The organism is Pseudoalteromonas luteoviolacea (genome assembly GCF_001696455.1).
In the GTDB taxonomy this organism is placed as follows: domain Bacteria; phylum Pseudomonadota; class Gammaproteobacteria; order Enterobacterales; family Alteromonadaceae; genus Pseudoalteromonas; species Pseudoalteromonas luteoviolacea_C.
Genome location: NZ_MAUJ01000002.1, coordinates 287,391 through 309,490 on the forward strand (window position 1 = coordinate 287,391; position 22,100 = coordinate 309,490).

The window sequence follows — 22,100 nt, forward strand, 5'->3', positions numbered from 1 at the left end:
CATGATTTTAAAAAATGCTGATTTAGCACAGTTTCACGAGCGCTACAGAGCTCATTTCGTCAATTCGCTGTCCGGCTATAAAAGTGCAAATTTAATTGGTACTCGGAGCTTGCAAGGTGATGAGAACCTATCTATTGTCAGTTCCGTTTTTCATTTGGGCGCGAACCCACCTTTGATGGGCGTTATTTTTCGGCCACACAGCGTTAGAAGAGACACATTAGAGAACATTATTGAAACAGAGTCCTACACAATAAACCATGTTAACTCGTTGATATGGAAAGAAGCACATCAAACGTCAGCAAGATATGATGAGCTTCAATCGGAATTCACAGAAACTGGCTTAACACCTCATTATCACGATGATTTTGACGCCCCCTTCGTGGCACAAAGTCAGGTCAAGATCGGCCTCAAGCTACGAGAGTATCAAACGATTGAACTTAATAAGACAGTTCTGGTGATCGGCGAGATTGTTCATGTGGAAGTGCCCAATGGTGCAGTGAATGAAGATGGATATATCAATATTGAGCAATTAGACACCGTGGCCGTATCAGGCCTAGATTGTTATCACACGACTCAAAAGCTCGCACGTTTAGAATACGCTAAACCTGAAAAGCAAGTATCAATAAAGCATCAATAATTATCAAAGGGCCTAAGGCCTGTCAGGCCCTTTGAACAAAACGCTTATTACTACACTGAACCGTACATAGCTACTCTAAGGTACGCAATTAAGCTCCCAAGGAATGCCAAATCGGTCATTAACTATCGCATAGCTTGGTGACCAAAAGGTGTTTTGAGGCGGTAAAATAACCAGCCCTCCCTTTTTAAAAGCGTCAAACAATATCTCTACTCGCGCTTTCGAAGGCAACCCGAGTAGTAAACAAAAACCTCTAGGCTGCTCGTATTCTTCTGGGACTGTGTCGGAACCAACTAACTCAAAATTATCAATCGCTATCACACCATGAATAATTTTTTCTTGCCATTCAAAAGGCACGCTGTCTTTTAGTGGTGAGTCTCCATACGTTAAGAGCGTGCCAATCATGCCATCCAAGTACTTCTCGTAAAATGCAAATGCTTCAGCGCACCGTCCATCAAAGTTAACATGAAAAGATACTGTCATTTCTCACTTCCTTGCATAATAAAAGCTCAGTTCCAACATCGCCCTTAAGCAAATCTAGTACTACTCAATCAAGATGCTTCTCTTTTGAAGCATCCTCCCCCTAAAAATTAGTGTGGTCTATACACCTGAACTATGCTTCACAGCTTAGCTTTTATTAACTCATCAACGATATCTATCCATTTATGTATCAAACTGTCGACCTTACGCTTCTGAGCTGGTGAGAGAGTTTCTCTCAAATTGATAAGTAGTTTAATTTGTTTTTGCACCCACTGCGACCGAATACGCTGCAAGTGAATCGGCGCATCGTCCATTGAGTTAAAGACAATGCGAGCCAATGATTGGCGTTCAGCTGGTGTCAGTGGCGTGTTCAAATTCAAGAGCGATTCAAGCCGCTTAAGCCTGCTCTGCGTATGTAAGCTCCACACCTCTCGATTGTACTCTGTATCATCAAAATATTCGGCGATTATGCCGCGCTGTTTTGACGAAAGATGGCCTAGAGTATCTTCAAAGCGCTCAATCGCGCGTTCTCGTCTATCGCTATTTTTTGCTCGGCTTTCGGCCCGTTCCTTGAGCGTATTGATTAATTGTTGTTTTTGTTGAACATCGAGCGCGAGTAATACTTCCATTGTTGGCTCATGTATACGCTGTGTAATCTCAGACCAGTGTGATTGAATTTCGTCAGAAAGCTTTGTGAGCTGCGACTCATTAAGCACTTGCCATTTGCTTTTTAACACTGCTAACCACTTTAAATATTCTGGCATGTACTCTTTTTGATGGGTTAACTGAAAAGCATTGAATGACATTAAAAAGTACTGCTCTTGCTCATCTGTTAGCTCAACAATATCTTCTAATCGGTTCAAAGCTATCAGATCTGCATTTTTATACATGGTTTCGTATAAGCACCCGCTCAAAGTGAGCAATGCGATAAAAACAATCAGGTATTTTCTCATCAAAATCTCAAATACAATTAATTATCATTTTCAGTTGACATCAAGAATAAAGTTATTGATAATCATTCTCAATGAAGCATAAAGGACTGGTTATACGCACTTCGCTTTTTGTTTCATGATAGTGGAATAGCTACTCGACCCAGTTATTTCACGTACTCATTTACTTGCTACATTACATTGCTCATATCGGTGACGGTTGATATGAAACGAAAAAGCCCTAATAGGGCTTTTTTTATTTCCCTTCAAAAGCTTATAATCTAAACTGGTAAATTGCACTAGGTGCATTAAACTAAATTTATCCCCCCTGTGCTATAAGGAGAAACGCCATGTGGCAAAAAATAACTCGAACCTTTGTGTTAACGGGGCTTATTACCTGCTCAGCCCCTTCCTTTGCGACCTTAGAAGAAGGCATTGCAGCTGCCAATATGGGTAAGTTCGATGTCGCACTGAAGGAATTTAGATACCTTGTTGATATGGGTTATGCGCCCGGTATGTACGAACTCGCCAAAATGTATGACGGCGGCTATGGTGTACCAAAAGATCCCAGAAAAGCAGCCGAATTGCTAAGACGCGCAGTAAAACTGGGCAGCTCTGATGCTATGTTTGCGTTGGCGGTTATGTATGAAGAAGGCAGAGGCGTTAAACTAGACAAACAAAAAGCGGTCGATTTGTTTTCTCAGGCTGCCAAGAAAAACTTACCTGCCGCCCAATATAATTTAGGTGTTATGCATGCCAATGGTGATGGTGTAACCCAGGATTACCTCCAAGCGCGGTTTTGGTATGAAAGAGCAGCGGCAAACAATTACACTTTAGCAATGTATAATTTGGCCTTGCTTTATTACCAAGGTTTGGGTGTTCAAAAAAATATCGAGCGCTCTTATATTTGGAATACGTTAGCAGAATTTAATGGATATCAGCCTGCAACAGAAAGTAGACAACTAGACGAGCAAAGCATGTCTAGATCTCAAATTGAAAGAGGTCAAAAAATAGCGAACGATATTTATCATAAGATCCAATCAGGTACATATATAGCTGGAAGTGGATTTATGGAGTAGCCACGCAATCACTTAAGGTATAGCCATGTCAGTATTTTCCCAATGATGTGGCTATATCTATCAAACAACCTACTACGCCATGCTTTGTCGCTAGAGTGAAAAACGCCTTTACTGTGGCTAAACGTCTTAAAACCCTCAACGGAATGATACTGACCGATCCCTGAACTACCCACACCACCAAATGGCAAATCTGCAACTGCGACGTGTAGCAGCATGTCATTGATGCTCAAAGACCCACACCCCAATCGATATTTAACATCATTTTGCGCACACTTATCGCTTGTATATAAATAACATGCTAATGGTACTTCTGTGCTTCTAATAATGCTTTGGGCGTGCTCGAGATCCCGCACTTTATAAACACTCAATACAGGACCAAAGACTTCTTCTTGCATTACTTGCAAGCCTCTGGGAGGTTCAAAAACGAGGTGTACGCCAAAATCATCTGCAACAACAGTTTCCATAGGCTTAGAGTGCCACACAGACACCCCTTTGGATTTAGCCTGTTCTAACATTGCAAGCAGCCTGATCTTATGACGCTCATTTAACAGTCCAGTGCGCTCGTTATTATTAGGTACACTTTCGAACTTTTCTTTGAGTTTACTGACAAAAGTGTCATAGATTTCCTGATGCACTAAAATATAATCCGGTGCAACACATATTTGCCCACCGTTCATACGCTTTGCGAAAGCTAAATCTAAAATTGCTTTCTCGATATTGGCATCACTCAAAACAATGACGGGAGACTTTCCGCCTAATTCTAACGTGACAGGGACCAAATTACTGGCGCCTGCTTGATACACTTTTTTACCTATTTGGGTCGAGCCAGTAAAAAACAAATGATCAAAAGGCAGTTCACTGAATTCACCCGCCGTGTTCCCGTCACCTTCTATGACTATGCATTCATTTGATAAGGAAGACAAAATAGACTTGATGACCTTATTTACATTGGGCGTATGCTCGCTGAGCTTTAACATAACTTTATTGCCTGCCCCTATTGCCGTCGCCAAAGGGACAAGTGCAAGTTGTATGGGATAATTCCAAGGCGCGATAATGCCAACAACACCTTTTGGAACATATTCTACATATGCTCGCGAAGGCACAAACTCTAAACCTGGATTACGCTTATCTGGCTTCATCCATTGTTTAAGGTTGCGACAAATATATTCAATATGATTCACAGTTGGAATCATATCTGCCATAACAGTATCTAACTCTGCTCTTTGACTAAAGTCCTTCCGAGCTGCGCCTACGAGCTCAGACTTATAATTAACAATTGCGGATTTCAACACTTTTAGCTTTTCAATTCGCAATGCACTTGACGTGTATGGCTCTGCTAGAAAAGAAGTTTTCAAACTAAATAACTGTTGCTCTAGTTCTGAGTCTCGTTCAGATTTCACAGGCGCTTCCTCTATTTTCTAGTTGTCCAGCTGAGTTGATGGTTGCCTTAATTCACTATTGTGCCTTTAAATACGCCAGCAAAAGTGCATCGGTTAATATCAGCACTTTATCGGCATGCTATGAAAGATAGTACCAAAGAAATTTATGAGCCACTAGTTTGTAAATAGTCTGTAAAAAGTAGGGGTGGTGAGAAATATATCGCTATGAAAGGCAGAAACTTGGAGCTACCCTTTTGCAGCTCCAATAACTGAAAAGATCAGAAAACAAATACCCATTTGGCGACAGTTAATGTCAACAGGCTGATCATGGTAATCGCGATTAAGTTCAATACAAACCCTGCCTTTACCATATCCCTGATCCGAATTTCACCTGAGCCAAAAACTATCGCGTTTGGTGGCGTGGCAACAGGCATCATAAACGCACAACTTGCAGCCATGGCGGCAGGAATGATCCAAATGAGAGGAGTGCCTGTTACTTGCTCTGCTACAGGACCAAGCAGAGGTAAGAACCCAGCTGCGGTTGCAGTATTACTAGTTAACTCTGTTAAAAAAGTAATTAAAGCGGCTACAGCAATAACACCAAGAACAATGGGGATAGCACTCGCACCAGCCAGTAGATTTGCGATATATGCCGCGAGCCCAGAGCCTTTTATTTGGCTTGCGAGAGTTAGCCCACCACCGAATAGCAATAATATCCCCCACGGGACATCTTTGGCAGCAGCCCAATCCATGACCTTTTGTCCTTCTTTATTAGCTGGCAGAACAAACAACAATATAGAGGCTGCAATCGCAATCCCTGTATCTGTTATGTCTAACCCCGTCCATGTTTGCAAATAGGGCCTTAAGAGCCAACCAAATACAGCGAACAAAAATACAAACAACACATTCTTTTGCGCCAATGACATTTTCCCAAGCTCAGAAAGTTGTGACGAAAACACATCGGTTAATGCCGCGCTGTCGTCCTGTGGAGTCAATTTAAATGCAAACTTTGTCAACCACACCCAACACAACAAGATCATGCCAAAAGTAAAGGGCACAGCAACAATCATCCATTGTGCGAATCCAATTTTAATCTGATAGTTGTCCCATAGATATGCAACCATCAAGGCATTGGGCGCAGTACCAATTATAGTCCCAACGCCACCTAAACTCGCACTGTAAGCAATTGCTAATAGTAACGCCTTGGCATAATTATCACAGCCATTGCCATTACTTTGTAGTACATGGATCACCGAAAGTGCGATCGGTAATAACATCAAGGTCGTAGCGGTGTTATTTATCCACATTGATAAAAATCCACTTACTAGCATCATCGCAAGGATTTGATACTTAGGATTGGTACCGCTCTTAAGCATAGTTTTTAGTGCGATCCGCTTGTGCAATTGCGACTTTTCCATTGCGATTGAAATGAGAAACCCACCCAGAAACAGAAAGATCAATGGATGAGAATAAGCAGAAGATGTACTTTTAATATCGTTGATACCTGCAAGCGGCACCGCCAATAGAGGAACTAAAGACGTTACCGGAATTGGGACTGCTTCACTTACCCACCAAACGGCAAGCCACATTGCCAAACCTGCGGTTCTCCAACCTTGCTCTGATAAACCTTCAGGGCTATTCGTAAAACATGTCAGTAAGAAAAGAAAGGGGCCCAAAAACAGCCATAATTTATTTAAATGCGCACTGCCTTTATTCATTGTTTCTGTCATTTTTGTGTTTTTTATAATTATGCGTTGTAAATAAGGAGGCAGTATGAATGACATCAAGCGTGACCACAAGGCAGACCAGACTCTAAACCGCGAAAGTCATCGCTATTTAAACAGTGTCTTTGTTCACATTTAGCTGTAAATAGCTGGTTGAATTTCTCTTTTACATCAAAGTGCTAAAGAAACTCACCAGCTATTATGCGTATCGTGCTACTTTGCACTGTAAGTCAAAGACACACCAGAAGACGTTGAATAGCCTCTGATATCCAAGTACCAAGTACCAGCCTCAGGCGCAGAGAAAGTACAGCTTTCACTATTTCCATACAAATAAGGTCTGCACCGATAACTCGATGTCGAAGACGCCGAGCCAAAATTGACATATAGATCGGCATCTCCAGTGCCACCAGAGATAGAAACCTTTAGTTCTTGATAACCTGCGCTAAGTGCCAAACTATAACGTTTCCATTGACCTGACCCAACGTTAATTCCACTAATGACTTCATGAATGGGTGTAGGATCAGTTGGTGGAGGCGGAGGCGTACTTCCCGCAGTTTTGGCAAGCTCGGCGACATATGCAGCTGCTAACTTAGCGAAATTAATAGAGTGACTGGCATCAAATCCGGTGTCATTAGAGGTATGAATACTGCGATTCGCTTCCCTCATCCTTGATTCAAATGGAAAAGAGGCTGCAAAACCCTGCTGATACCATGAAGCATGATCAGAGCATCCATAGCCACAACGATCAAACCCATAATTCAGATTTGGTAAATACGCATCGAGCAATTGACTCATAAATGTATTTTGAGCACTGTTGGTGTAGTCTGTGATAAATACAATGTCATAGCTTCCTCCTTTATTGCCTGACATATCGAACTGCGCCATACCAACTACATTTTTCCCCTGTGCTTTGTAATCAGCAGCAATGGCTTTAGAGCCTCGCAAGCCGACCTCTTCAGCAGCATACCCCATTATTTGTATGGTTCTCTTTGGCTTAAATCCTGAGTCAGATATTGCCTTTAATACTTCACTCAGTACCGCGATTCCTGAAGCATTATCATCTGCACCTGGTGCCCGACCATTGCTTGAATTGGCACTATTGATTGAATCCAGGTGACCGCCAATAATCACGATTTCATCCGCTTTTTCACTCCCCGGTATCGTAGCAATCACTGAAGGCTGAGCCCAATCGTGACCATACTGCTCTACCGTTATATCCGCTCTATTCTTTGCGATATCTGCCCAGTGTTGTTTGACCCAGTTGGACGCATCAACACCTGATTGTTGCGTATAATAGCGATTGTAAAATGCCATCAAAGAATTAACTGTACTATCAAGCCCTGTTGTCGACACGCGTGAAATAAGATCTTGAACAGTTTGTCCATTATCAATGCTATAAGTTTGGCTCGGCTGTACTAGGTGTGCTTGAGCAAGTTGCGACAAATATTGCTGCGCCTCAAGCTCGCTTTCATGAGCAACAAAACCACCGCATCGATGGTAATGGTCATGCATAAAATGACTGAGTTGGAAATGCTCTTTTTCATCAACCAACAGAACATCTACGTCTGGAGAATTTGATATCGCACTATGGTAGGCTGTGCCTTTTACTGCATTTTCGAGTTGATAGTGATGACTTGCTTGAGACTCTATTGTAATCCATTTGGGTGCGGTGTGTGTGTTTGCTATAGCAGGCAAGGCAATGCACGCTGCCATGGTTAATAAGGCTTTGGTACACATAATTGTTCCTTTATACAAATGTATAATTGAGGCGGTAGAACACCGCCTCTAAGAGAAAAGTGATTAGTTGGCTTTGATATTTAAGGTTACCCCAGTGGCGCTGCTATAGCCTCGAAGGTCAATGTGCCAAGTACCACTTTGAGGGTTAGTGAACGAACATGACTCACTGTTGCCGTTTTTGTAAGGTCTACATTGGTAAGTCGATGTTGAAGAAGCTGATCCAAAGTTGACATACAGATCCGCGTCGCCCGAACCACCTGAAATCGTCACCTCTAAGCTAGAATAACCTGCACCAAGCTGCTGTGTATATCTCGCCCACTGTCCTGAACTTACCGAAATATTACTCTCTGTTCTATCAATAGGTTGATTGCCATTGCCGCCTGAAGAATAAGTACCCGTTAAAGACACACCTGATATTTGGTTCCATGCTTCAACCATCACGTAATAAGTACCTGCTTGGATATTGGTAATCGAGCAAGTTTCGTTGCTTGATGAAGTCGTGCTTTTGCAGTCGTATGTTTGCAACGAAGGACGACTACCAAACTTAACATAAAGATCGGCATCGCCTGATCCACCTGAAGTTTCAAACTTTAAGCTGGAAGCATCCGCTGGCACATTTAGCACAAAGAATTGCTGCGCTTTAGAAGCACCACTTATTCCAGTGCGAGCAACACCATTGGTCAACTCTTCATCTGTTGGAGGTGTACCACAATTACTACCTGAACTCAGTTGTGAGTTGACTCCAACTTGTGCCAATGCTGCTTTTACGTCATCTGGGTTATAACCCAAATCACATGCGGCATCCATTACACCGTTACCGGCAAGATCCCAGTCAGTACTAGCAGTCCAGTACATCTGATTCGCTTTAGCCATAACAATAAAGGCTTTTTTAGTATCCCACCCTGTTGTTGTCGCAAGGTTATAGAACGCTTTATTGAACACACCTGACGAGTGGTGAACATCCATACTTGAGGTGTAATTAGACTGATGGTCAATTGAACGGCCGTCTTTAGTCGGGTCATTCATATATCTAAGCGCACCACTTCCTTTAAAGATGTCTTGACCTACTAGCCAGTCATTAGTGCCTTTCATATAAAACTCAGCAGCTTCACCAGCCATATCAGAAAAAGCTTCGTTTAAACCACCCGATTTATATCTGTATACCAGGCCTGAGTTTTGTTCGGTGAACCCATGACTCACTTCGTGAGCAGAAACGTCAAGGCTCACAAGCGGGTAAAATCGATCTTTACCATCGCCAAACGTCATTGAGCGGCCATCCCAAAATGCATTTTCATAATTGTTGCTGTAATGCACCCGCATTTGTAATTGGAAGCTCAGTGGCGCAGTGCCTAACCAATCGTTGTACATATTAAATACAACGTTGCCAAAGTAATGCGCATCATTTAACGGAGAGTAGGCGCCGTTAATCGTTTTTACAGTATTTTCTGGGCACGTAAAACTATGGGCAGAAGACCCACTTGAGCCATGGTTAAGGTTAATCGTCTTTACGTTCGCATTGTTCATTGTACAAGTATTACCGGACTGACTAACATCTAAATGACCATAGTCTGTACCATAGTCATAACGCCCGGTTTTTGTGTTTCCACCTGGACCTGTCGCATTTGCATGCTGAATATTATTATAATTTACAAGGACTTCACCTGAGTTCGCATCCACTATCATATAAGGCCGAGCGGGCTCATGACCATACGTTACATACGTCATCTCATAGACCAAACGAGCAGTTCCTGACTCATCTAGCCAAACACCCAGTCGACTTTCTTCGTTGTGTTTTTGAATATGCTCACTTGTCGACAGCATTTGAGATTGCACTGCTTTTACAGCGTTTTCTAACTTTAAGCTCGGTGTAACAGACGCTAAATCGGACTCAATGCCGTACACAGCAGCGCCGTGGGCATGTTTGAGCGCACCTTGGTCGTTGAAAGTGAGACTTACCGTGTCCCCAATGACCGGTAAACCTTGATACATCTGTTGATAGCGGTGTGTAATTGAGCCATTTTTGTGTTTAAAAGACTTTAATACTTTTAATTGGCTCTGATTGCTAAGTCCAATCATCTGCGCAGCAGGCGCAGAAAGGACAGCAGGTGCGGCCCCCTGCAGCATCATGCTTAAATTTGTCTCGTTATTTAAGTATTGTTTTTGCGCAGCAATCGCGCTCCCTGACATTACAGCCAATGCAGATAACGTCACTGTTGTTATCGTAGATAGTTTCACTTTTATGCTCCTTGATTGTGTGTTTTTTATCTCAAACAAAGCCGAGATAGCATGCTCGATACGCACGCTTGATTGAGACTAGACAATCACAACAAAAAACACACTTATTTTTAACATTTGTTGCATTTTTAAAGAGGCATATATTTAAGTAAAGACTTCATTAGCTTAGCTTTTTTCTATCAAATAAATAAAGCTAAGCCCCTCAAAATTGTAAATTTTATGATACAAAAATAGTAATAATACTAAGACAGAGAAAGTGTAGGTTAATTTAATTGACACAATTTATAGACGGTTTTATCAGGCGATTATGGGCGTTATTTAGTCATATCGCCCATAAGAAAAGGTAGATATGAGCCCGGCTACTGATCCTTACATGCAACTTCTGAAGCGAAAGAGTTATTGACTATCATCCACCCGATATCGGAAGACTTTAGCGCATCTAGGGGGGATGACTCACTCGAAAAACACTTGAATGTCTCGCTGGGGTATAAAATTAAGGTTGTTATTGCATACGCCAAATCATCATCATTAGCGTCGGATTTAAACTCAATTTTACGCAGTGCAAATCGCTCTGCTTTTGGGAAGTTTACAGCAACACTCTTTACGATTGTAGTCTGGTTTTGTACTAAAGAATCGCTTAAAGCACGTTCAATATCGCGCCCTATTCCTTCATCAATCGCAATCCCAACGGCAATGCCCATAGGCCCCATAGCGCCCATTAACATTGGACCCGCAGAAGTACCCCGTCCAACATAAGATACTTCTGGAAACTCGGCGTCCATCTGCAACTGTTTAAGCGGCACACTACACCCAGATACCAGAAAACCGCTCAGACACAAGAGCACCAGTTTCAAATTAAACAACTTCATATGTTTTTAATAATTAAATTGAGTTAGCAATAGTTTTATATATATTAGTTATTTACACAAGCTAAAACTTATAGGTGTAGCGCATTCTAAGTTGCCGCCCCCTTTGTGGTACCCGGCCATCATATCGCCTCGGATCAAAGGCGTCGGTTTCTTTATCAAATAAGTTTTGTACTTGAAGTGCGACACCCTGAGTGTCGTCTATTTGCCAACTCACAGTTGCACCAAATAACCAATGACTTGCTTGTCTATACGGCGAAAACTCAGGGTCATCAGGTAATTCGAATGGGATAACGGTGATGCCATCTCGCCATAACCCGTTAACCGAATATTGGAACTGCCCAGATTTGAAATTAAAGACCAAAGAGCCAAACTTTTTATAGCTAGGGTTAAATGGTAAATCAATATACTGCGTAAATGTGCTGCTTAACCATGCATTGTCTGAAATATGCAAAGTCCCATTAAACTCGATTCCTTGCATACTAGTTTCGAATACGTTGTCAAAAGTAAAACGTGTTTGCTCCTCATCCACTGGGATTAAGTTGATAAAGTCCTCTAACTCATTATCAAACACAACTAAATCAACTTGCCAGTTTTGATCTTGAATATGCCAAACCAACTCCGTCGTTTTAACATATTCAGCTTTTAGGTTGGGGTTGCCCTGAGTTACCTCGTCATTTGAGTTAAGCTCATTGCTGACGGGCACTCTAAACGACTCTCCGTACTGTAATTTAAATGTGTGTGTCGGATTAAACTGATAAATCACAGCCAATCTTGGTGAGAGCTTCTTGTCGATATCCAAAACATCATCAAACCTCGCCCCTGCAAAGATAGTAACGTCTTCATTCAAAATATACTTTGCCTGTAAGTACGCTGCGTAAGAGTCAAAGTCTTGCTTAAGGGAGGTGAACGGCGCGTAGTTATTTATTACCTCTAGGCCACCAAGGAAAAATTCTTCGGCCGGAATAACTTCTTGACGTACGGGGTCATAATAATTGGTATAAACGTCTGCGCGTGATTGTTCTTCCCAAGAATACTCACCACCCACAATGACATTTAGGGACTCACTGTGGTCATAACTAAACTCGCTATTTAGGGTTAAATCTCTCGATTGCCATCTAGGCCCGACAAATAAGCCGTGTTCTAGCCCCAGCTGCTCAGCCGTTGCTATCTGGCCACTGCTTTTAATGTCGTGTTTAATGAATTCTAATTTCGTTTTATTACTTAAAGAATCACTAATTCTGCTTTCAACCTCTAGCTGCATGCCGAGATTACGGCTCGTATATTCGTTCTCTTTTGATTCACCTGACAAATTTATAAACTCATCCAATCGCGTTTCTGTATTGTGAACAGCAAGCCGCCAGTTCTGCCACTTTAACTCTATTTCCAGAAACCGACCATCAACAGGATCCTTCACTCCTGCGTCAAAATACGTGTCTCCATCATCACGGTACAAAGATGCGTTGGCATTCAGAGTGATGCCATTTTTAAACTCTTGATGCATGCTCATCGCACCTTGATACATGCCTCGATCCCCTACCGCAACCATTAAGACATCGTCACTTTTTCGAGTAACAATATTCATAACGCCCAAAAACGCATTACTCCCGTATAATGCAGAGCCCGGCCCCCTTATAAACTCAACTCTTTCTACCACCTCTACGGGAATAAATGGTGCGTATACAGATGCCTTCCCAAAAGAAGATTCATTTAGCCTTTGGCCATTTAACATGACGAGTACATTACCACTGTCTAAATAAATACCACGTGCGTGCTCTTTTGGAACCGCCCCCACCCAATCTCCACGGGTTGATTGCATGCCTGGCACAAAATTCATGAGCTCATAGACATTGGCAACACCTAATAGTTGGATATGTTGCTGATTAAAGACCGTAATACTAGATGGCACAGAAGTAGACGTTTCTTCGGTTTTAGTTGCTAAAGTAATATTAACATCAAGCAGCTCTTCAAAACTGAGCTCAAATATATCTTCTTGAGAAGCTACGCTATTTGCGCTTATGAGTGTGGCGAGAATTAGAGGGACTGTTTTTTTCATATTGAGCCTGACTACTTACACCATAGCAAGCTCATGTTTAAAAGAAGAAAAACTTCATTTAAAGTTGGCTTACACAGTTACCTTCCATACAGCTTAATAATACGCATGATATGCAACTGTGCAAGTTTTTGCTTATGTTTTTACGCCGTTTGTAGTTTCTTAGCTTTGAAATATTTATAAAGGCCGATAAGCGACGCGGCTATCCAGAATAGTTCAATAACGAAACTTGCAAGGTTAAAGTTATAACATAAGCTTATGAGCAACAAGATTGCTCCAGATAGGTTCATGAGGTTATATTTGAGGCCGTCTGGTGCGACTTTTTCAAGCTGCAGTAAGAAAAATGCTCCAACAACAAGAAAAGTGCCGGTCATACCAATAACGTCAAATAAGATATCAATCATGTTTTTGTCCATAAATTTTGTGGATACTCACCCAAACACGCTGGCCCTAATCCGTGGGAAGGGTGACTTTCAATCGTTGAAACAGCACAAACTTTGAAAGTATCTCTGTTTTTAATTGTGTACTACAGGATAAATGTCCGCCTTGATATCACTTAAATGTCACTTTTTTGCCGACTATTTTCAGTGCGGGTGTCCCTCTTATGAGCGTTCTTCTTGAAAACTCTTGCTCGCAGTTAGGGCAATGAGTTTGATTGTCAGTATGATCAACTGTAATTCTTTCAACAAAGCACTTGATCAAATTGCCCTTGCCTCCTTTCCTATATTTAAACAGCTGGGTTTTGCATTTAGCACAATAAATATCAACTGTCCTTGTAGGCCCTTTTTTATTAGGCTTTGCCACTTAATTAAGACTCCCAATTACGAAACCGATTAATGTAAATTGCAACGTGTGGTACCCCGCATTAACCAAAAACAGCTTTAATGGTCGTTGTTCAAATAGGTAACTAACACCAAAAGATGTGCTTACAAACACGATACCAATCCCCATACCATATAACATCGCATCTAAAGCGGATGGAGACTTGCCAACGGTTAATGCCACCCCTATGGAGGCGAGCAAACAAAATGCAAATGCGCCTAGAAAAATCAATTTATGATTCGCACTTTTTAAATCCAGCTCTGTAAGCCCAGCTCCCTCAAGCCATGCTTGTTGAAACATAAGAGGAGAATACCACATGCCACCCAACACAAAAGAACCTATCGCGCTTAGCAATACGGCAAATATGTTCACTTCAAATACGTACATTGATACTTGCCCCACTATCTCATTAATTTCAATTTAGTTAATAACTGAGAAATGAGCAATGTATACGAGTATCTCGATCTTACTTAGAAACCGGACGTTTTTGTAACTTGCGTTGCAATGTCCTTCTATGCATGTTTAACTGTCTGGCAGTTTCGGAAACGTTACCACCATTCGCCTGCAACGTTTGTTGAATATGCTCCCACTCCAATCTTTCGGGGGACATCGTAGAGTCGAAGCTATTTTCGACCTCAATTGTTTCTCCTAACAATTTTTTAGCAATGAGTTTTGTATCGGCCGGTTTTGTCAAATAATCATCAGCCCCCAATTTAATCGCTTCTACAGCAGTTGCTATGCTTGCAAATCCAGTCAATAAGACCAATTTACAAGTCGGTAAGGTCGCTCTAATATCAGCAATATAGTGCAGCCCAGATGAATGCTCTAATTTCATATCCAGCAATACATACTGTGGCAAAAACATCTCGCATTTGTCGATTATTTCAGATTCAGTATTAACACATAAGCATTCAAAGCCCAACTTGGCCATCCGTCTCGCTAACGTATTTGAGAATGCAATATCATCTTCAATGATCAGTAACTTCATCATGCGCCCACAATAGGTAATTTAGCAGTGGATAATACACCACCTTCCGTCATATTCTCTAGTTTTAGCTCGCCTTTGACGCGTTCTAGTGTCGCATGAGTGAGCAATAGTGCCATACCAAAACCACTGTCGCTTTCAACAACCGATTTACCAATCGAGTCTAACTTTTGTTGCGTATCCCCTTACCTTGATCCTGAATAGTCAGGTACCAATATCCCTCTTTTGTGTATGCATTTAAGGATATATGAGTTTTGCCAGCGCGTTCATTCGCCTTTGCGGCATTGACAACTAAATTTAATAACGACGGAATGAGCATTGGGTCGCCCTGAATAAACACAGCAGATGTCTTTTCGACAACATCAATAGCCTGTTTTGGGTATTGCAAGGCCATTAGCTCTTCGAGCTGCTCTAGTACAAACGCGGTTGATTGTGCCTTGGCTTCCCCCTTCAGCTTGAGCAACTCCGTTTGATCTCGAAAGCCTTCTAACTGTGTACAACACTGAGATATCGGGCTGCTCATTTCCTTAACGGCGGGATGATCAGGAAAGTCTTCTCGCAGCTCTTCTAATAACAAATTTAAGTGGGCTATGGGGGTTGCTAATTGGTGTGTCACCTGCGCAGCGGCGCTTCCCAGTGCCAATAACTGCTCTTGTTGAAGCTGTTTTTCCCGTGTTTTAGCAAGCAAAGCTTCGCGCTCACGAATGCGTTTCACAAGCAGTGCTACAACACCCACAGTTACAACAACCATAAAAACGAAATTCACAAACATACCGAGCAAATGCTCACCCATATGCATCCCGTGATGATGCATAGGCATGGTGACTGCAATGTACAAATAGCCGTAAGCTATGAGGGCACTCGCAGAAACGAAGAGCACGTATCCAATTGATACTGTGACCGCAGCAATAATGCAAGGTAATAGTAATAAAGAAACAAAAGCGTTACTGGCTCCACCGAGAAAAGAAAGTAACACTGACAAAAATAAAATATCCGCAACGAGTTGCAAAGTCATTGCTTTTTCTGAGATCTCTCTTGTTCTTCGATATATAAAAATACTCAAAAGTTGAAACGCTGACTCCAACGCGATAATAGTAAATACGGGCTTATGAGGAATATTCTTATCGAGCAGTAAAATGGAGACGAGCACCAGAACGAGTTGCAAAACAATCGCAATTGAACGCAGCAATAACAATTGCCCTAATGCCGACTGAGGAGAAAACGCAATAACCATTTCAAAAAGCCAAAATCAAATGATGGCGTACTTTACATCAATGCTCAGACAAATCCCAGCACCACTATAATGTCGCTTTTAATCGTAATTCAAAACAAATTCAGGACTTGGTGTGCCTTGATGAAAAAGTAGCTGCCAACCGCAATTGTTCTTGCGCCAAATAGACATCCTCAATGAAAATTGTAAATTACTATATGCATTTCGGCGATACGCCGCGTGATAAGTCAACTGAGCGATATTATCTGCCAACATCTGTCCCCTAAAATCTTGATTATAAAATTGAGGTACTTTTTCGCTTGGCAGCCGAGACAAAACATGACGTTTATCAAACAGTAAACCATTTGCAGATATTTCGTAAAAATCATCGTCTAACATAATAGACAAACGCGCTTTGGATTCACGGACGCTCGGATCAAGGAGTTGACGTTCAAGTGCAATCAGTTCGTCTAGTAATTCTTGTGTGATTTTTTGAGTCATAAAGTGCTGAAATTTAGTCAGTTTCAGATTTAATTTTAGACAAATGTAGCAATTCAACAAGGTTATCTTTGTGTAGATTTCCATTGTTTGTTATAACTGTCAGATTAACCAGGTAGTCAGGTTCGACAAAGAGGCAATATGCTATACGCGAAAATTACAGGTTGGGGTAAAGCCATACCGCCAGCCTCTATAAGCAACGATGAAATTAGTGTTGTTGTTGATACCAATGACGAATGGATCGCAGCCCGAACTGGCATACGCGCTCGAAGAGTCAGCCACGTCAGCACTGCGGAATTAGCAACCATTGCAAGCAAACACGCAATTGCCTGTGCGGGTTTAGAAGGCCATGATATAGACCTCGTTTTATTGGCAACGTGTACTCCTTCTACAATTGTGGCTAACACAGCATCTCTTGTACAAAAAAATATCGGCGCAACCGGCGCAGCTGCCTGCGATGTCAATGCAGCATGTTCGGGGTTTTTGTACGCACTACAAAATGCGACGGCTCAGATACAAGCAGGTATGATTAAACGTGCTGTGGTTGTTGCCGCTGAACGCATGACTTGGTATGTGAACTGGGCCAAACGTGACAGTGCCGTACTTTTTGGCGACGGAGCCGGCGCAGTTGTGTTAGAAGCAAGCTCAGAACCAAGTGGCCTGATGGCAACTAAAACGGGTTGTGATACAGAAGATAGAGACATTTTACACATCTCGAATTATGGCTCAGACCAAGATAAATATCAGCCTGTTGGACCGTCAGATATACAGTTTGAAGGAAGGGAGATTTTCAAGCGCGCAGTGACAGGAATGAGTATCGCTTGTGACGACGTAATGCAAAAAGCGAGCTTAAGCTTGGATGACATTGATGTCTTGATCCCACACCAAGCCAATTTAAGGATCATACAAGCAATTCAGAAAAAGTTGGCAATTAGTGACGATAAAGTCATGGTTAATATTGATCAATATGGGAACACGTCCGCAGCGACTGTCGCCATTGCACTTTGCGAGGCTGTAGAGCAAGGCTTAATTAAACCTCATGCAAACATTATGTCTGCTGCTTTTGGAGCGGGACTGACATGGGCTGCAAGTTATATTCGTTGGGGTGAGCGCACAGCGCCCATTAAAACATGCGACTACAGCTTTCCACCTTGTCAGAAGTCTGGTTTAGAACTGATCAACGATGCGGTACAAGCCTGCAAATCTGCTGATTAATCCTTCTTTTTGCGAGCAGTTAGAGAAGCATGGCTGCTCGCTATCACACCTAATAGGTGCTAAAATCTGAGGCGTTTGATACAAATTAACAACGCTGGCTCTGTATCAAAATGCTTTATGTCTTTACTTCACTCACCAAGTGTATTTTACTCAGGCAAAATCGTCATAGAGGGATAACTTACTCTGTAGTGATCCGCGTCATGTATATTCAATATGATATGACAAGCTACTAAATGATAAGTGGTAAAGACCAGCAATGGAGTTTGGCGATACTCACCTGACTACGTAGGTGTGTATTCAATTTTATGACAACAAATTAGAATCGTATTAGGGGAATAAGGTGTTTAAACCACACTCAGAGATAAGCAATCTAGAGCCACAAATTGTATGGCAGTTTTTCGACCAAATATGTTCAATCCCTCACCCTTCAAAGCATGAAGAAGCGCTTGCTCAATTTATTGTTGACTGGGCGAGCTCTCAACATCTAGCCGTACGTAGAGACAAAACGGGCAATGTATTTATTAAAAAGCCAGCGACTAGTGGCATGGAAGACAGAAAGCCAGTAGTGCTTCAAGCCCATATCGACATGGTTCCACAAAAAAATGATGACACGGACCATGACTTTGTTACAGACCCTATCAGACCTTATGTAGATGGTGATTGGGTTACAGCAGATGGTACGACGCTAGGTGCGGACAACGGAATTGGTATGGCTTCTTGTTTAGCTGTGCTTGCCTCTGATGATATTGCGCACGGACCATTAGAAGTGATCCTGACCATTGACGAAGAAGCTGGCATGACTGGCGCATTTGGCTTGGAAGCGGGCTGGCTTGAAGGTGAAATTCTCCTAAACACAGACTCTGAACAAGAAGGCGAGATTTACATGGGCTGTGCTGGTGGTATTGATGCGAGCCTTAAGCTCAATATCGATAGACAACCGAAGCAAGACGACCAAGTGTTTATTCAAATTGCACTGAAAGGCTTAAAAGGCGGACATTCTGGTGTTGATATTCACACAGGAAGAGCAAATGCGAACAAGCTACTTGCCCGCACCTTAAAGCATCACTTTCAAGATATCGAGTTTCAAATTGTTGAATTTAAAGGCGGTTCACTGAGAAACGCAATTCCTCGTGAAGCATACGCCACAATTGCTGTTAAAGATTGTGATGTAAATAAAATCAATGAGCACATTAAGCGTGTAGAGCAATTAATGCAACAAGAGCTTCAAGCTATCGAAACTGGCCTGAGTTTTAATACGCAACAAGTTGAACACACATGTTCACCGCTTTCAACTGACAGTACAGCTAAACTATTAGCCATTTTAAACGCATGTCCAAATGGCGTGGTCAGAATGAGTGATGACATAAAAGGCGTTGTAGAGACCTCCCTTAATTTAGGTGTGATCACTTCAGCGGAAGATTCGATCGAAATCTTGTGCTTGATCAGATCTCTGATCGACTCTGGCAGAAAAGATGTTGAAGGAACGCTTTCTTCACTAGCAGAATTGGCTGGCGCAGAGATAGAATTTTCTGGTGCATATCCGGGCTGGAAGCCAGAACCAGACTCCGAACTCGTACATATTTTCCGAGATATGTATGAAGGTATATACGGTAACAAACCAGACATTATGGTGATCCATGCAGGTTTGGAGTGCGGGCTATTTAAAGAACCATATCCAGACATGGACATGATATCTTTTGGGCCGACGATTAAATTCCCTCACTCACCAGATGAGAAAGTGCATATAGGCTCAGTCGGATTATACTGGCAACAAATGCAAGCTTTATTAACCAACATCCCAGTGAAAAGTTAGTCAATAAAAGCAAAAAAACGGCTCCCTATGGAGCCGCTTTTTTACAAGGTAACGTTAATTGGCAAACCGCTTTTGTAAATAGGCGAGTGTTGCTCTGAGACCAAGCCCTTCACCACCAACTGGTCTACCTGGTAAATGACGCACATTCCACGCCATTACATCAAAGTGAAGCCAAGGCGTAGTTTGAGGGTCTACAAACTCTTTAAGGTAAAGCGCCGCAGTAATTGAGCCGCCAAATGGCGTTGAGCCACAATTCGAAATATCTGCAATATCGCTCTTAAATAAACCTTTATACTGGTCAAACAGTGGTAATTGCCATACCGGATCTTGATGGGCTAAGCCCTGCTCAATGATGTCGTTTGCAATTGCCTGATCTGTACTATAAAACCCTGGTAACTCGGTTCCCAATGCAATACGACATGCTCCCGTCAACGTAGCAAAATCGATCAAAAGCTCAGGTGATTCGCTTTGCGCTTCTGCCAACGCATCGCATAGCACCAAACGCCCCTCGGCATCAGTATTGTCTATTTCAACAGTGATGCCCTTACGGGTTTTAATTACATCGCCAGGTCGAAAAGCATTTTTAGAAACCGCATTTTCAACTGCTGGAACAAGTACACGCAATCGAACGGGTAAATTGGCAGCCATAATCATATGAGCTAAACCGAGCACGTGTGCTGCACCACCCATGTCTTTTTTCATGTTACGCATGCCCGAAGCAGGTTTTAAATCCAACCCCCCCGAGTCGAAACATACACCTTTACCGACCAACGTAAGTTTCGGCGCGTCAGCATCACCCCATGTCAAGTCCAATAATCTTGGCTTGTTATCGCTGGCTCTACCGACCATATGAATAGTTGGGTAATTATGCTCGAGTAATTCATCACCTATCAGTTGGTTAAACTCACCACCAAACTGCTCTGCCAACTCAATGAATGTTTCAGCAAGGTGCTGAGGCATCATGTCAGCCGCAGGCGTGTTAACAAGATCACGAACCAAATAAATGCCAGTGACAACCTGCTTCACTCGATTAAACTGAGATTCTTCAGCTAACGCCAGTTTAGCTTGTATAGGCGCTGATTTTTTATAAGCATTATATTGATAAGCACCTAATGCATAACTGGTTGCCGCTCTTTCAATAAGCTCTTGAGTGCCTGTAAATTGATACGTTCCTTTTGGCAATTGCTTGGCAAGATCTCCTGCAATCCATTGATCTTCTAAGGACTCCACAATACAAACAACACATTCAAGCTCACCACTATTCAAATTAGGAACCAGTAAAACATTTTGTCCTTCTTGTCGAGAAGCCAACACGAAACTCTGTGCAGCTTGCGCATGCTCAGAAAGCCAACTATCTAGTTGAGACTCTGTGGTGAAATGAATCGGAGTACCTTTATTGGAGTGAATGAGTAAAGTGCTCATACGTGCCTCTTATTGTAAGTTGTATTATTTTAAGGATACCAATTCGCGACTCACAATTCACTGGTATAAGGGTAAGTTTTTTCTATATTTATATAATGAAGATAAAAAGCTTTTGGGGAGCTATCCCACAGATACTAGATCCCAAAAACACTTTATAGGTAGGAAACCAACAAAATTAAAGTATGCGAACTATTTGGTTTTGGAATCTTTCTGAATCGAGAATGAGCTTGGCAATACATCAACGCCTAACTTGCTGCCTAATTTGATGATAATCGGTATAGTAATGGGTGCAAACGGTAAAATGGCAAACACCCCTAAACCAAGCCCTTTTAATACATCTACAAATTGTTTATTTGCAACTTTCAATTCGTCTTTCGATGCCTGACCTTGGGTGTAACGTTTATAAATATCGAGCATCTCTTCAGTTTCTTGTTTTTCTTGTTCAAGCGCACCTTTCAACGCAATCAAAGAGCGTTTTAATTTCAGTTTTTGCCTGTTCTTACTTATTCGAACAACTCTTATAGGCGCCTTGTGCGCAACTTTTATTAACCTCATTGATACTCAACGTGGGGGGCTTTTACTTGATTCTAGCAAAGTTTACCTCAAAAATCGTGTAGATATTTGGTCCAAATAGTTTCTATATACCTCAGCCGCGTGATTGTTAGGTAATCATTAATCACTTCCATTCAGAGAGTGAATATTCACGATTACCAAATGAAATAAGCACAATATTTAACCACTCAACATTTTTTCATAACTAGTTAAATATAATAGAAAAACTATTATTTTTGGAAGAATATTCAGTCTATTACTGTCTTAATTTAGTTAAAAATCTCAAATTACACACGTTATTGCAACATGTTCAGTTCCTAAATAGTTAACATATTAATTATTATATTTTTGGCTTCATCACTTATAAAAAATTCTCTATTAAAGATAAAAAGCAATTAAATCAATCAAAAAGTTGAAGTTGAAAAATTCAATGCTACTTTTATTAATGTGTTAACTAATTGATTGAC

Annotated in this window: 20 protein-coding genes; 4 read left to right on the forward strand and 16 right to left on the reverse strand. The window is 41.7% G+C overall.

Annotation, left to right across the window (positions count from 1 at the left end; all coding sequences use genetic code 11):
• The first annotated feature begins 1 nt into the window (after nt 1).
• Nucleotides 2-637, forward strand: coding sequence for a flavin reductase family protein (locus tag A7985_RS09850; protein ID WP_065790290.1), 636 nt, complete (start codon nt 2-4; stop codon nt 635-637).
• A gap of 75 nt (nt 638-712) precedes the next feature.
• On the opposite strand, the gene A7985_RS09855 is transcribed toward A7985_RS09850, so the two are convergent.
• Nucleotides 713-1,117 carry a VOC family protein gene (locus A7985_RS09855; protein WP_065790291.1) on the reverse strand — a complete coding sequence of 135 codons (405 nt, stop codon included), beginning with the start codon at nt 1,115-1,117 and terminating at the stop codon, nt 713-715.
• A gap of 137 nt (nt 1,118-1,254) precedes the next feature.
• Nucleotides 1,255-2,067: a DUF6279 family lipoprotein gene (locus A7985_RS09860; protein ID WP_065790292.1), complete on the reverse strand. Its 813-nt coding sequence runs from the start codon at nt 2,065-2,067 to the stop codon at nt 1,255-1,257.
• Nucleotides 2,068-2,393: 326 nt separating this feature from the next.
• Between A7985_RS09860 and A7985_RS09865 the strand changes: the two genes are divergently transcribed.
• Nucleotides 2,394-3,122 (forward strand): tetratricopeptide repeat protein, encoded by a 729-nt coding sequence (locus A7985_RS09865; RefSeq protein ID WP_065790293.1) that lies wholly within the window; start codon nt 2,394-2,396, stop codon nt 3,120-3,122.
• 8 nt (nt 3,123-3,130) lie between these two features.
• Here A7985_RS09865 and A7985_RS09870 read toward each other — a convergent pair whose 3' ends face one another.
• The 12 genes from A7985_RS09870 to A7985_RS09925 form a co-directional block, all read right to left on the reverse strand.
• Entirely contained in the window at nt 3,131-4,522 is a 1,392-nt protein-coding gene (locus A7985_RS09870; protein ID WP_065790294.1) for an aldehyde dehydrogenase family protein, read from the reverse strand.
• 257 nt (nt 4,523-4,779) lie between these two features.
• Nucleotides 4,780-6,231 (reverse strand): SLC13 family permease, encoded by a 1,452-nt coding sequence (locus tag A7985_RS09875; RefSeq protein WP_065790494.1) that lies wholly within the window; start codon nt 6,229-6,231, stop codon nt 4,780-4,782.
• Between the two features lie 207 nt (nt 6,232-6,438).
• Nucleotides 6,439-7,962: a M20/M25/M40 family metallo-hydrolase gene (locus tag A7985_RS09880; RefSeq protein ID WP_065790295.1), complete on the reverse strand. Its 1,524-nt coding sequence runs from the start codon at nt 7,960-7,962 to the stop codon at nt 6,439-6,441.
• A gap of 63 nt (nt 7,963-8,025) precedes the next feature.
• A complete protein-coding gene (locus A7985_RS09885) occupies nt 8,026-10,197 on the reverse strand; it encodes a M4 family metallopeptidase (RefSeq protein WP_065790296.1) in 2,172 nt (723 codons plus the stop codon).
• 359 nt (nt 10,198-10,556) lie between these two features.
• Nucleotides 10,557-11,066, reverse strand: coding sequence for a hypothetical protein (locus A7985_RS09890; protein ID WP_141685314.1), 510 nt, complete (start codon nt 11,064-11,066; stop codon nt 10,557-10,559).
• A 61-nt stretch (nt 11,067-11,127) separates the two neighbouring features.
• Nucleotides 11,128-13,119 (reverse strand): TonB-dependent receptor plug domain-containing protein, encoded by a 1,992-nt coding sequence (locus A7985_RS09895; protein ID WP_065790298.1) that lies wholly within the window; start codon nt 13,117-13,119, stop codon nt 11,128-11,130.
• Nucleotides 13,120-13,259: 140 nt separating this feature from the next.
• Nucleotides 13,260-13,520, reverse strand: a complete 261-nt coding sequence (locus A7985_RS09900) for a CBU_0592 family membrane protein (protein WP_063356173.1) — start codon at nt 13,518-13,520, stop codon at nt 13,260-13,262.
• A 148-nt stretch (nt 13,521-13,668) separates the two neighbouring features.
• A complete protein-coding gene (locus A7985_RS26890) occupies nt 13,669-13,920 on the reverse strand; it encodes a hypothetical protein (protein WP_065790299.1) in 252 nt (83 codons plus the stop codon).
• Complete coding sequence (locus A7985_RS09910; RefSeq protein ID WP_065790300.1) at nt 13,921-14,325, reverse strand: DUF1761 domain-containing protein; 405 nt, start codon at nt 14,323-14,325, stop codon at nt 13,921-13,923.
• A gap of 79 nt (nt 14,326-14,404) precedes the next feature.
• A complete protein-coding gene (locus A7985_RS09915; protein ID WP_065790495.1) occupies nt 14,405-14,926 on the reverse strand; it encodes a response regulator transcription factor in 522 nt (173 codons plus the stop codon).
• A 160-nt stretch (nt 14,927-15,086) separates the two neighbouring features.
• Nucleotides 15,087-16,157 (reverse strand): sensor histidine kinase, encoded by a 1,071-nt coding sequence (locus A7985_RS09920; RefSeq protein ID WP_256096704.1) that lies wholly within the window; start codon nt 16,155-16,157, stop codon nt 15,087-15,089.
• A 78-nt stretch (nt 16,158-16,235) separates the two neighbouring features.
• Nucleotides 16,236-16,634: a nuclear transport factor 2 family protein gene (locus A7985_RS09925; protein ID WP_065790496.1), complete on the reverse strand. Its 399-nt coding sequence runs from the start codon at nt 16,632-16,634 to the stop codon at nt 16,236-16,238.
• Nucleotides 16,635-16,772: 138 nt separating this feature from the next.
• Here A7985_RS09925 and A7985_RS09930 point away from each other — a divergent pair, with 138 nt between their 5' ends.
• On the forward strand, nt 16,773-17,846 hold the full coding sequence (locus A7985_RS09930; RefSeq protein ID WP_065790301.1) for a ketoacyl-ACP synthase III: 1,074 nt from the start codon (nt 16,773-16,775) through the stop codon (nt 17,844-17,846).
• 340 nt (nt 17,847-18,186) lie between these two features.
• The gene (locus tag A7985_RS09935) at nt 18,187-19,659 is read left to right on the forward strand and encodes an aminoacyl-histidine dipeptidase (RefSeq protein ID WP_065790302.1); all 1,473 of its coding nucleotides are present in this window, start codon (nt 18,187-18,189) and stop codon (nt 19,657-19,659) included.
• A gap of 54 nt (nt 19,660-19,713) precedes the next feature.
• Here the strand turns inward: A7985_RS09935 and A7985_RS09940 are convergent, their stop codons facing one another.
• Together A7985_RS09940 and A7985_RS09945 are read right to left on the reverse strand one after the other, a co-directional pair.
• Nucleotides 19,714-21,081 (reverse strand): leucyl aminopeptidase family protein, encoded by a 1,368-nt coding sequence (locus A7985_RS09940; protein ID WP_065790303.1) that lies wholly within the window; start codon nt 21,079-21,081, stop codon nt 19,714-19,716.
• A 189-nt stretch (nt 21,082-21,270) separates the two neighbouring features.
• Nucleotides 21,271-21,636, reverse strand: coding sequence for a hypothetical protein (locus A7985_RS09945; RefSeq protein WP_065790304.1), 366 nt, complete (start codon nt 21,634-21,636; stop codon nt 21,271-21,273).
• Between the last annotated feature and the right edge of the window lie 464 nt (nt 21,637-22,100).